At 40.1% G+C, this 11,488-nt stretch carries 12 protein-coding genes and 1 pseudogene; 8 read left to right on the top strand and 5 right to left on the bottom strand.

Features of this window, described 5'->3' with window-relative positions:
* Positions 1–337: 337 nt before the first annotated feature.
* Both V2H77_RS05705 and murJ read left to right on the top strand, forming a co-directional pair.
* A pseudogene (locus V2H77_RS05705) lies at positions 338–736 on the top strand (hypothetical protein); the annotation flags it as partial.
* 821 nt (positions 737–1,557) lie between these two features.
* Positions 1,558–3,096 carry a murein biosynthesis integral membrane protein MurJ gene (gene murJ / locus V2H77_RS05700; protein ID WP_341498042.1) on the top strand — a complete coding sequence of 513 codons (1,539 nt, stop codon included), beginning with the start codon at positions 1,558–1,560 and terminating at the stop codon, positions 3,094–3,096.
* Positions 3,097–3,265: 169 nt separating this feature from the next.
* Here the strand turns inward: murJ and argS are convergent, their stop codons facing one another.
* Positions 3,266–4,996 carry an arginine--tRNA ligase gene (gene argS / locus V2H77_RS05695; RefSeq protein ID WP_341498041.1) on the bottom strand — a complete coding sequence of 577 codons (1,731 nt, stop codon included), beginning with the start codon at positions 4,994–4,996 and terminating at the stop codon, positions 3,266–3,268.
* Between the two features lie 261 nt (positions 4,997–5,257).
* Positions 5,258–5,995: a cyclase family protein gene (locus V2H77_RS05690; protein WP_265381273.1), complete on the bottom strand. Its 738-nt coding sequence runs from the start codon at positions 5,993–5,995 to the stop codon at positions 5,258–5,260.
* 543 nt (positions 5,996–6,538) lie between these two features.
* Between V2H77_RS05690 and V2H77_RS05685 the strand changes: the two genes are divergently transcribed.
* Positions 6,539–7,093 carry a cytochrome b gene (locus V2H77_RS05685; RefSeq protein WP_341498040.1) on the top strand — a complete coding sequence of 185 codons (555 nt, stop codon included), beginning with the start codon at positions 6,539–6,541 and terminating at the stop codon, positions 7,091–7,093.
* 26 nt (positions 7,094–7,119) lie between these two features.
* On the top strand, positions 7,120–7,698 hold the full coding sequence (locus V2H77_RS05680; protein WP_341498039.1) for a YceI family protein: 579 nt from the start codon (positions 7,120–7,122) through the stop codon (positions 7,696–7,698).
* 266 nt (positions 7,699–7,964) lie between these two features.
* On the opposite strand, the gene V2H77_RS05675 is transcribed toward V2H77_RS05680, so the two are convergent.
* On the bottom strand, positions 7,965–8,342 hold the full coding sequence (locus V2H77_RS05675; protein ID WP_341498038.1) for a LecA/PA-IL family lectin: 378 nt from the start codon (positions 8,340–8,342) through the stop codon (positions 7,965–7,967).
* A 537-nt stretch (positions 8,343–8,879) separates the two neighbouring features.
* Here V2H77_RS05675 and V2H77_RS05670 point away from each other — a divergent pair.
* A complete protein-coding gene (locus V2H77_RS05670; RefSeq protein WP_341498037.1) occupies positions 8,880–9,122 on the top strand; it encodes a hypothetical protein in 243 nt (80 codons plus the stop codon).
* Between the two features lie 10 nt (positions 9,123–9,132).
* Positions 9,133–9,696, top strand: coding sequence for a VOC family protein (locus tag V2H77_RS05665; RefSeq protein WP_341498036.1), 564 nt, complete (start codon positions 9,133–9,135; stop codon positions 9,694–9,696).
* Between the two features lie 15 nt (positions 9,697–9,711).
* On the opposite strand, the gene V2H77_RS05660 is transcribed toward V2H77_RS05665, so the two are convergent.
* Together V2H77_RS05660 and V2H77_RS05655 are read right to left on the bottom strand one after the other, a co-directional pair.
* Positions 9,712–10,026, bottom strand: a complete 315-nt coding sequence (locus V2H77_RS05660) for a helix-turn-helix domain-containing protein (RefSeq protein WP_265381079.1) — start codon at positions 10,024–10,026, stop codon at positions 9,712–9,714.
* Positions 10,027–10,362, bottom strand: coding sequence for a toxin (locus V2H77_RS05655; protein WP_341498035.1), 336 nt, complete (start codon positions 10,360–10,362; stop codon positions 10,027–10,029).
* An 88-nt stretch (positions 10,363–10,450) separates the two neighbouring features.
* Between V2H77_RS05655 and V2H77_RS05650 the strand changes: the two genes are divergently transcribed.
* Complete coding sequence (locus tag V2H77_RS05650) at positions 10,451–10,543, top strand: VOC family protein (RefSeq protein ID WP_341498034.1); 93 nt, start codon at positions 10,451–10,453, stop codon at positions 10,541–10,543.
* Positions 10,544–10,710: 167 nt separating this feature from the next.
* On the top strand, positions 10,711–11,457 hold the full coding sequence (gene cutC / locus V2H77_RS05645) for a copper homeostasis protein CutC (RefSeq protein ID WP_341498033.1): 747 nt from the start codon (positions 10,711–10,713) through the stop codon (positions 11,455–11,457).
* Positions 11,458–11,488 lie beyond the last annotated feature (31 nt).

The following is an 11,488-nucleotide window of genomic DNA, read 5'->3' as shown; positions in this document are numbered from 1 at the left end:
CGGACTCGCTGACGTCCAGAATTAACGACCATTTTCAGGTGCTAAAAACTGCATTTTGAAGTTTATTGGGTATATATGCTTTAACTGTCAGCAGGTTAAAGTTAATATGTAACAGTTCACTGCCGTACAGGCAGCTTAGAAATTCTATTCTCTTATCTTCTATCATAGCAGACTGTTCACTGCCGTACAGGCAGCTTAGAAAAGATGACAGAATTCATAAAGCGCCTCCGGGCAGTTCACTGCCGTACAGGCAGCTTATAAAAACTAAGGATTTCTAGTGCATAAGCATGAATTTATGTATACTCGCCGCTTTTGTTAGCAAAGTGAATAATTAGCCATGAATAATATTGCTGCCTTGTCTTTGGCTACTGTAATGTTTACTAGCGGTTGCGCTACGATTATGGGTGATAAAACCCAGCATATTCAGGTTGATAGTAATCCATCAGGGTCCACATTCTCTATCAAAGATGAGTTAGGTAGGGTTGTTGCTCAAGGGAAAACGCCTCAAGACGTAATTTTAGAAAAGTCTGATGGAAGTTATTTTGGTAAAAAAGACTATCTGGTTACTTTTACTAAAGAGAATTCTGAGTCTGTAACGTTACCAATTAAGGCGAACGCCAACGGTTGGTACATTGGGGGTAATTTTATATTCGGTAGTTTAATTGGTTGGCTCTTAGTTGATCCATTTAATGGCGGGATGTATACGTTGCATCCAAAATTAGTAAATGCCCAGTTACCTCAGAAACCCGTGAGTGCTGAAGTGCCTCAGAAACCAGTGAATGCTGGGTCATCGCAGAATCAAGTAACAAATACAATTATTCTGATGTTAGACCCTAATAAGCCGGTGGACCCTAATAAGATATTAGACCCTAATAAACAGGTAACACCGTTAGGTTAAGTCAAAATACTCGGTTGGACAATCTGGTAGGTATATGACAATAAGCCCTCTCATTTTATGAAAGGGCTTTTTAACTCTATTTTGCTTTTTCTTATGGTAAATAACAGTTAAGAGATTATTGTTTTTGGAATTATGATGAGTAGTGGATTTACATAATAAGTGCAATATCGTTATTTCGTAATTAAATATATCTGTATTCCTTTAAATAATTCATTGGACATTTTATTATTATTTCCTAATTATCATAAAAATAATTTGAATGGTTTCTTTAATCTATAAAGATAGGTATTATTCTGATTGGGTCATTTAATAAATGCCAACTTCGATTTTATATTTTCTGGGTAATGGCAATTGAATTGAAAAAATAGATAAATAAAGAGTGAGTAAAAATAGATAATTATATGATTTGAGTCTGTACATAATTTTGTGTTGAATAATAATCTATTGATTATAAAGAAATATTATTTCTCCTAAAAAAGCTTTTTTTATTGTTTTATCAATATATGCTTTAACCATCAGTAGGTTAAAGTTAATATCTAACAGTGCGCTGCCGTACAGGCAGCTTAGAAATCTGGGTTAAGATTGCATAAACTGGTACTTTTTTGCACTGCTTTACAGGCAGTTCAGAAATCAACTAACATGATGTTGAGATAAATACGATGAATTTATTGAAATCGCTGGCTGCGGTTAGCTCTATGACCATGTTCTCTCGGGTCTTGGGTTTTATCCGCGATGCCATTATTGCCCGCATATTTGGGGCTGGTGTTGCAGCGGACGCCTTTTTTGTTGCATTTAAACTACCTAATTTACTGCGTCGTATTTTTGCAGAAGGGGCCTTTTCTCAGGCATTTGTGCCTATTTTGGCAGAATATAAGAACCAGCAAGGGGATGAAGCGACTCGGACATTTATTGCTTATGTTTCTGGTATGCTGACGTTAATTCTGGCAATTGTTACCGTGCTGGGAGTTTTAGCGGCGCCGTGGGTGATTTATGTTACTGCCCCCGGTTTTACCGATACCGCCGATAAATTTACTCTGACAACAAACCTGTTAAGAATTACTTTCCCTTATATTTTTCTGATATCACTGGCCTCGTTGGTAGGCGCGATATTAAATACTTGGAATCGATTTTCTGTTCCTGCCTTCGCTCCGACGTTACTTAATATCAGCATGATTGTGTTCGCGTTGTTTGTCGCCCCTTATTGTAATCCGCCGGTGATGGCATTGGGTTGGGCGGTGGTTGTAGGCGGGATTTTACAGCTCTTATATCAGCTTCCTCATTTAAAAAAGATTGGCATGCTGGTGTTACCGCGTATTTCTTTCCGTGACAGCGGCGTATGGCGGGTTATGCGGCAGATGGGGCCAGCACTTCTTGGGGTGTCAGTCAGCCAGATTTCATTAATTATTAATACGATTTTCGCCTCATTTCTGGTGTCCGGTTCTGTCTCTTGGATGTATTACGCTGACCGTTTAATGGAATTACCTTCTGGTGTATTGGGGGTTGCGCTTGGGACCATTCTTTTACCTTCACTGGCGAAAAGTTTTTCCAGCGGAAATCATGAGGAGTACACCAAATTAATGGATTGGGGACTGCGGCTCTGTTTTTTGTTAGCGCTGCCTTGTGCGGTTGCGTTAGGTATATTGGCGGAACCTTTAACAGTTTCTCTGTTTCAGTACGGTAATTTTACTGCCTTTGATGCGGTAATGACCCAAAAAGCGCTGATTGCTTACTGTTTTGGTCTGATGGGGCTAATTATTGTTAAAGTACTGGCGCCGGGTTTTTATTCTCGTCGCGATATTAAAACTCCGGTGAAAATTGCGATTGCCACTTTGATTCTGACTCAACTAATGAATCTTGCCTTTATTGGACCACTAAAACATGCTGGATTGGCCCTGTCTATCGGTCTGGCATCTTGTTTCAATGCTAGTCTGCTTTACTGGCAATTACGTAAGAAAAATATTTTTAAGCCGTTAGCGGGTTGGGGCATGTTCTTATTTAAACTGGTTATAGCAATTGCCGTAATGATTTTAGTATTGGCGGTTACTTTGTGGTTAATGCCCGCATGGGAGCAGGGAAATATGGCTATGCGCCTGTCGCGATTAATGGTGGTGGTTATCGCCGGGGCAGGTAGTTATTTTGCTGCGCTGATGCTGATGGGGTTTCGGCTAAAAGATTTTGCCCACCGCAGTTTTCAATAAATTCAGGTGTTCCAGCAGTTATTCCGATTTAGGCAGAGTTTTAATGATTGGAAATTGCTGGGATACATTTCTTGCTAGAATTGAATACCAGAGATAAAAAGATCTTAACAGGCGTGATAGGGAGATATCCTTATCACGCCAATTTTTCAAGCAAGTAATGATTATCCGGTTACATCCGTTCTACCGTCTCAATGCCTAAAGTATTCAGACCTTGCTTCAAAGTCTTAGCGGTCAGTAGAGCCAATTTCAGGCGGCTTTGACGCAACTCTTCGCTTTCCGCATTGAGGATCTGGCAGTGTTCATAGAAACCAGAGAATAGACCGGCTAGATCGTACAGGTAAGCACACATAACATGCGGCGTGCCTTCACGGGCGACGGTGGTGATAGTCTCTTCAAATTGTAACAAGCGGGTGGCTAATGTTTGTTCACGCTCTTCATTTAGGATAACTGGTAATGTCAGGCTGTTTTCATCAATTTCGGCACGCTTAAAGATGGAAGCAACACGGGTGTAAGCATATTGCATATAAGGTGCAGTATTGCCTTCAAAAGCGAGCATATTATCCCAATCGAAGATGTAATCTGTGGTGCGGCTCTTGGAGAGATCAGCATATTTCACGGCGCCGATACCGACAGCCTCAACCACTTTTTTCAGTTCATCTTCTGGCATATCCGGGTTCTTTTCACGGATAAGGGTATTGGCCCGTTCAATGGCTTCATCCAATAGATCGGTCAATCTGACAGTACCGCCGGCGCGAGTTTTAAATGGTTTGCCATCTTTACCCAACATCATGCCGAACATATGGTGTTCCAGTGACACGGATTCGGGTACATAACCTGCTTTACGGACGATAGTCCAGGCTTGCATCAAATGTTGATGTTGACGGGAGTCAATGTAGTAAAGAACGCGGTCAGCGTGCAGGGTTTCATAACGGTATTTTGCACAGGCGATATCCGTTGTGGTGTAAAGATAACCCCCATCTTTCTTTTGGATAATAACGCCCATTGGTTCACCTTCTTTGTTTTTATACTCATCAAGGTAAACCACGGTTGCGCCATCGCTTTCCACTGCCAGCCCTTTCTGTTTCAGGTCAGCGACAATACCGGGAAGTAGATCGTTGTACAGACTTTCACCCATGACAGAGTCTTTAGTCAGTGTGACATTCAGACGATCATAGGTTTGCTGATTTTGTGCCATCGTGATATCTACTAGCTTGCGCCACATGGTACGGCAATATTCATCACCGCCTTGCAGCTTCACTACATAGCCACGGGCGCGGATGGCAAACTCTTCGTCTTCATCGTAATTCTTTTTCGCTTCGCGATAAAAAGCTTCCAGATCGGACAACGCCATATCGCTGGCATTTTCATTCTGCACTTTTTCCAGATAAGCAATCAGCATACCGAACTGGGTTCCCCAATCGCCGACATGGTTAGCGCGGATAACCTTATGACCGAGGAATTCGAGTGTACGGACGGCGGCATCACCAATAATAGTGGAGCGCAGATGACCAACGTGCATCTGTTTCGCTACATTGGGGGCGGAGTAATCGACAATAATAGTTTGTGGTTTGGCTGGAGTAACGCCCAGTTTTTCATCTTTCAGTGCAGTTTCGATATTCGATGCAATCCACGCTTTATCGAGAAAAATATTGATAAAACCGGGGCCTGCGATTTCAACTTTACTGGCAATACCTTGCAGATCTAGCAGGCTAACAACTTTTTCTGCCAATTGTCGGGGGGGGATACCCACTTTTTTCGCGGCGGCCATCACGCCATTGGCCTGATAATCGCCAAATTGCGCTTTCGCGGATTGGCGGATATGAGCTTCGCTGTCGGTTGGAGCTCCTGCTGCAATCAGCGCTTGGCTGACTTTTTCTGAAAGAATCGCCTGAATATTCACCTGGTTACCTTAAATGACGAACGAGAATAGGTATTATTGTAGCAAACAATACCCTCTGCAAAATGGTTCATAAGAAGAAACGGCGGGTTTTATACCATATTCAACACATGACATACCACTTTACTGTTGCTTTGTGCCAAGTTACGAGGATAAAAAATGTGTTTCCTCGAAAAATCATGATCGTGGCTATACCCGAGGCAACTTGAAAGATAACGGGTATATAATGCCGTAATGGATATACGGCATAAGGGAAGGGAGCAGTTATGGGAGTATGGCAAACGAACGAACCGGGAAACCAGAGGCTTTTTTAGGTTTAGCCACGATATTAAAAATGACTGCGCCACGTGCAGGTACTTGGTCCAAATTAGCCAAAAGTTCTATCTGATAAGTATCTTGCTTTAAGACATAATCTTCGCCCAACAACGCATTATTCTTTCTAAAATCTTTAGCGGAATCAGTATCAAATGTTTCATGCCCAATAGATTTAATATGACGTTCTTCAAATAAAAATTTGAGGGCATCCATTCCCCATCCGGGTATTTGGTTATTGCCACAATCATCTTTATTATCCATTGCTTCCTGAGATGACCAGCGTTTACTCCAATCAGTCCTGAGCGCGACGAAAGTTCCTGCTTCAATGATTCCATGTTCTTCTTCGAATTTAAGAATATCTTCTTTAGAAAGTGAAAAGTTAGGATCTTGCTTTGCTCTTTCTGATTGATCAAGCACGATTAAAGGTAAAACGAGTTCTTTTAATTCCAATTCATCAAGACAACGAGCATTAGGGACAAAATGGCAGGGAGCGTCAATGTGAGTCCCGTATTGGCCGGGAAAAGAAAATTGTTGAACAAAAAAGCCATCTTTATAATCAAACAGTGTTTTAAATTCGGCTGCATTAAGCATAAAAAAGTGTGGAGAATCTTTATCGAAGCTATGCGTCAAATCGACCCATTTTTTTGACTTCAGCAAAGTGAGTGCTTGTAAAATGCTATTTGACATAAAAAAACCTCATTTTTGATAATTTATTGATGTTATTTTTACTACTATTACATGATTAATGCTGCAAGATTTGTTGCCGTAAATAGTGATGTTCCTCATGTTTTATTCACTTTTATTGTTCCAGTCATGAACATACGACATAAAGGCATAATAGATTTAACGGCGGCGGGACTCGTCGTTTCTGACGACTAAGGCTTGTGTTAGAGTCGTCAGGTACGAGTGCATCAGGTAATGTTTATTATAAACGGAAAATTATAAAGAAATAACAGAAAATAAGATGATTGATTTTTGTATTGGTTAAAATTGAAAATCCAATATAATAAAAAAATATATATTATACGTTTTTTTGGCATTATTCTTAATGTGATTTGTTTTTATCTTGTTGTTATTTAATGTTTTTTACTTTAATTGAATTTCATTGATTAAAATTGAAAGTCTTTTGCAAATTATTTGTTGAAATTTTTCATAAAAAAGAAATTGATATCGTTTATGATTTAATTAATCCCAAAAAGCTCATCAGCATTGATTTAAAAAGGAACGACTATGCTTTGGAAGAATACTTCTAACCAATTTGGTCATTTATCTGTCCTTCTACACTGGTTGGTTGCATTGGCTGTGTACGGCATGTTTGCGCTGGGGCTGTGGATGGTGACATTGGGATATTATGATACGTGGTATCACAAAGCCCCTGAAATTCATAAAAGCATCGGCATAGTACTGCTGATAGTGATGGTTGTGCGTATTATCTGGCGTTTTGTTTCTCCACCACCCAAGCCATTAGCCAGTTATAGCCGCTTAATCAGAGTCAGTGCTGTTTTGATGCATATTTTGTTGTATATCTTACTGTTTAGCATTTTGATTAGTGGTTATTTAATTTCGACCGCTGATGGACAGTCAATATCTGTCTTTGACTGGTTTACTGTGCCAGCCACATTAATCGGTCAGGGCAAACAGGCAGATACTGCCGGTATGATTCATCTTTACCTTGCTTGGGCGGTGGTAATTTTATCGCTATTACACGCTGTTGCGGCATTAAAACACCATTTTATTGACCGTGATGCAACCTTAAAACGGATGCTAGGTTTCCGTCCTGAATAATACAAAAGACGATTATGGAGAAGAATATGTTGAAGAAGACATTACTTGGCTTGACAGCAGGCGCACTGTTACTGAATGCAGGTTCGGCATTAGCCGCCAATTATAAAATTGATATCCCAGGCCAGCACGCCTTTATTCAATTCCGTATTCAGCATTTGGGATACAGTTGGTTGTATGGGACATTTAAAGATTTTGATGGTTCTTTCACATTTGATGAGAAAAACCCGGCTGCGGATAAAGTTGATGTGACGATCAAAATAGCCAGCTTAGATACCAATCACGCTGAACGTGATAAACACCTGCGCGGTAAGGATTTCTTTAATACGGATAAATATCCTGAAGCAAAATTCACTTCAACAGCAGTGAAAAAAGAAGGGAATAAATATGTTGTTACCGGTGATCTGACTTTAAATGGCGTGACAAAACCAGTAGTACTGAATGCGGAACTACTGGGTGAAGGTAAAGATCCGTGGGGCGGCTACCGTGCCGGTTTCGATGCTTACGGTAAAATCAAACTGAACGACTTTAATTTCCAAAAAGATTTGGGGCCTAAATCACAGGAAGCGGAATTACTGATCTCTATCGAAGGCGTCCGGGAAAAGTAATACGTTGATGACTTAACTCAGTTGTGTAATTTATTAAGGGCTGCGCATTGCGTGGCCTGTTTTATTGATGCTCTATTGTATTTAGCAATGTACATTATGAATGTACCCCACGGACTCCCATCTGAAAAATAGGGTAGAGTTAGGCTAAATAAGGATAGGGAATTGTGGATTGTCATCTGCCAAGTGAAATAATGTGATTTTTCACTTGGCATTTATATTGATGAGAATGTTTATTGCTTTATTGCTAATACATATTCACGCGGTTTTTATCTTATTTCCTTTAGAGAGGAATACCGAGATTCTATTATGACCTCGACTTGAAATTCACCTGAGTTATCGCCAAAAGTGCCCGGTACGTCATTGAATAAAAGTATTAATTCACCATCTACAGGAACTGTTTTATGAAGTACTCCGTTGCCAATTTCAAACTTCTTGTTGGCGATTTTAGCGACGAGAGTGGCTATTGGTGAGGGCTGTGGATTAATAGGTAAAGGGCCATCAGGTGATGAAAATTCCACATTACTACGGCCATATTGCACCCATCCATGTGCAACAATAGAGATTGTATCTCCTTGTTTGAGAATAAGTCCTGTGGGTTTACCGTTTGAAGCATTAGCTGGAACACTTCCTGACCAATTATACATACTATTACCTCTGAAATTATGTTTTATAAAAATAGTTTTGTTAAAGATGTTTAACTGAAATGAAATTTATATTTTTCTGACAGTAGAAACAACGATAAATATCATAGATTGTGACCTGATTTAATGACAATAATAATTTTATATCGATGATTTATTTAATATAATAATTGCTTTTTTATTTTTATTTTTTTATGGAATATTAATTTAATGTTGGAATGATAAATTTATGGTTATTTTTGGCTTTAAATGATTCTAATGAATCATTAGAATAAAAGAGAATGATTCTATTTTTAATTTTCTAATCTAATTATGTTAGAAAACCAGAATTGCCATTAATTCTCATTCCGCGCGGAAATTGTGTAAGATGGTTACAATAAATTATTGATAGATAATATTTCTTGCATGGAGTAGTTACTTATTACTACAAAATGGACGTTTCACACATCAGATTGTTGTTGATTTATAAAAAAGGTATGCAGGACGATCTGAGTGAATCAGAGAAGAAAATCCTGAGAGATTTAAATGAGAGTGGTAAAAATGGATAGTAAATTGTTTGCTAGGTTGACTGAAAGTATGACACAAATGAATGAGCTCATTAACGGTGAACGTGCGCCATCTCGTGAATTCATGGAGGTTATTGAAAGAGTGGTTGTGTTGGCGCCATCAAATTTTCAATTATTACAAATCGAGAGTATCATTCGAGGTTTGAAACGGCGGCAAGCCATTAAAACTCTTAGGCTGTTTGGGGCCAAGGGAAGTGACCAATCTATAGCATCTTAACTGGGATAATATGACACATTTTTCTTCTATTGTTGAATTACAGGATTTAGTGGCTGATCTGGCAATATTTGAGCAAAAATTGGCGCGGTTCAAACAGCGGCTTAATTTGAATGTTGAGCAATATCAAGCCGATCATATCTCCTTACGTTGCCACGATATATCTGTAGCCGAGCGCTGGCGTAAAGGTTTTTCGCAATGTGGTAGTTTGATGTCAGAAAGTCTCATTAATGGACGTCCAATCTGCTTGTTTGATTTAGAACACCCAATCGCGGTGCTTAATTGGCAAATTGATTGTGTAGAATTGCCCTATCCTGGCAAGAAAACTTACTTGCATCAGGGATGGGAACATGTGGAGCTAGTGCTGCCCGTGGCGCCTGAGATTTTATCAACAGCAGCAAAAGCATTATTGCCGCAACCTTTGCCGGCAGGTTTTGCTGCCAAAGAGAGTCAACCGAAAGGGGAACAGGAGCGGTTGCCTAATCCCACCTTAGCTATCACAGATAGTGAGATCACCGTCAAGTTTCACCCATTTACATTGCGTGAAATTGTTAAAAGTGAATGCCTGATTACATGAATTAAAGTGATATCGTTATGTGAGGCTGGCAAGAAATTCTAGTGCCTGCGGGTGGCGATCCACCATTTTAATCAGTAACACAGCTTGTTTATTCGGTTTAGCTCGTCCCTGCTCCCAGTTCTGGTAGGTCGTCTCACCAGTATGCAGGTACTGGGCAAAAACAGCCTGAGAAATATTCAGTTTACTCCGGATGGATTTCAACTCATCCGGATTGATGGAGATATCATTTTTTAACCTCCTCTTATGAGTTTTCAATGTGAGTTTGCCTTCATTAGCTTCTTCCCAAGCTTTCATTCCTTCATTGAGTTCTGCAAATAGATCACGGTTCATTTATGCTCCTTTTTTTCTCATTTCTAACATCTTACGCAAGGATTCGCATTGTTCTTTAGTTAAGTCTGACATTTCATCTTTATCGTAGATAGTGAAAAGCATGAATTGCGATTTAGATATCCACCAATAGTAAATCACTCGAATACCGCCCCGTTTTCCCTTTTTCCTTCGGGAATCGGTAAAACGTACTTTACGTAATCCGCCAGTATGTTGGATTACGTCCCCTGCTGTTGGATTTTTCAGCAGCATATTTTGGAAGGTTCGAAACTCCTCATCGCTCAGGTAGTTATGACGATAACGTTCAAAAGGTGGTAGTTCAATAAAAACAGCTTCCATCACTTATCCATCTGTCCCCAACTTGAGTATAATATACACCCAAGTTGGGGATAGTTAAACTGAGTCAGTTTAAAAGGGAAAAAAGCAGTTGTCTAACCCGGCCTTAGCTATCACAGATAGTGAGATCACCGTCAAGTTTCACCCACTTACATTGCGTGAAATTGTTAAAAATGAGCACTAGTCAGCAAAATTGACTTTTTCGTCTTTGTGATCCAGATAAAAGTTCTGACCTTGTGATTTCCTACAAATCATCGGCAATAATTAGGTGTCATAGTTAGTGAGTTGAATTACTGAATCGCTTAGATTCATTGATTGCTCGTTAATGACTGGGTGTCCAAGGAACTTCTGATGACAAAGTTAGAAATTTGTTGTTTTAGCGTAGGTTGCGCATTAATCGCACAACAGGCGGGTGCTGACCGAATAGAGCTCTGCGCCAGTCCGGCGGAAGGGGGATTAACACCGAGTTTTGGTACATTGAAGCAGGCTATTGAGCAATTAACTATTCCTGTACATCCCATTGTACGTCCAAGAGGTGGTGATTTTTGCTACGGTCACTCAGATTTTGAGGTGATGAAAAATGATGTTGCTCAGATCCGTGATATGGGATTTATGGGCGTCGTTTTTGGTGTGTTAGATGAAGAAGGGCATATTGATTTGCCCCGTATGCAACAATTGATGGCGCTGTCTGGCGATATGGCCGTCACTTTTCACCGTGCATTTGATATGTGTTTCAATCCTTATGTGGCTCTGGATCAACTCACCCAACTTGGTGTTAAACGAATTTTGACTTCCGGCCAGCAACAGAATGCTGAATTGGGACTGCCCTTATTGAAAGAACTGCATCAAGCCAGTCAGGGGCCAATTATTATGGCCGGTGCGGGTGTTCGTATGAGTAATATTCATAAATTTATCGATATCGGATTAACGGAAGTTCACAGTTCGGCAAGCCGGATTATGCCTTCTACCATGACCTACCGTAAAGCGGGAGTGACGATGAGCGCGGACAATGAAGTGGATGAGTTTTCACATTATTGTGTTGATGGTGGTGTGGTAGAGGTAATGAAAGGGATGCTGAGTCTGACTTTGTTTGAATAAAATCTATACCCGTTATCTTTCAAGTTGCCTC

The organism is Photorhabdus sp. P32, from assembly GCF_038085095.1.
In the GTDB taxonomy this organism is placed as follows: domain Bacteria; phylum Pseudomonadota; class Gammaproteobacteria; order Enterobacterales; family Enterobacteriaceae; genus Photorhabdus; species Photorhabdus luminescens.
Note: the sequence above shows the minus strand (reverse complement) of the source record. Positions and strands in the feature narration are given on the sequence as shown.

Bases quoted from the DNA above. Each gene is read 5' to 3' on its own strand.
- murJ (WP_341498042.1), top strand. From the start codon at position 1,558: ATGAATTTATTGAAATCGCTGGCTGCGGTTAGCTCTATGACCATGTTC.
- V2H77_RS05690 (WP_265381273.1), bottom strand. From the start codon at position 5,995: ATGTCAAATAGCATTTTACAAGCACTCACTTTGCTGAAGTCAAAAAAA.
- V2H77_RS05685 (WP_341498040.1), top strand. From the start codon at position 6,539: ATGCTTTGGAAGAATACTTCTAACCAATTTGGTCATTTATCTGTCCTT.
- V2H77_RS05680 (WP_341498039.1), top strand. From the start codon at position 7,120: ATGTTGAAGAAGACATTACTTGGCTTGACAGCAGGCGCACTGTTACTG.
- V2H77_RS05675 (WP_341498038.1), bottom strand. From the start codon at position 8,342: ATGTATAATTGGTCAGGAAGTGTTCCAGCTAATGCTTCAAACGGTAAA.
- V2H77_RS05670 (WP_341498037.1), top strand. From the start codon at position 8,880: ATGGATAGTAAATTGTTTGCTAGGTTGACTGAAAGTATGACACAAATG.
- V2H77_RS05665 (WP_341498036.1), top strand. From the start codon at position 9,133: ATGACACATTTTTCTTCTATTGTTGAATTACAGGATTTAGTGGCTGAT.
- V2H77_RS05660 (WP_265381079.1), bottom strand. From the start codon at position 10,026: ATGAACCGTGATCTATTTGCAGAACTCAATGAAGGAATGAAAGCTTGG.
- V2H77_RS05655 (WP_341498035.1), bottom strand. From the start codon at position 10,362: ATGGAAGCTGTTTTTATTGAACTACCACCTTTTGAACGTTATCGTCAT.
- cutC (WP_341498033.1), top strand. From the start codon at position 10,711: ATGACAAAGTTAGAAATTTGTTGTTTTAGCGTAGGTTGCGCATTAATC.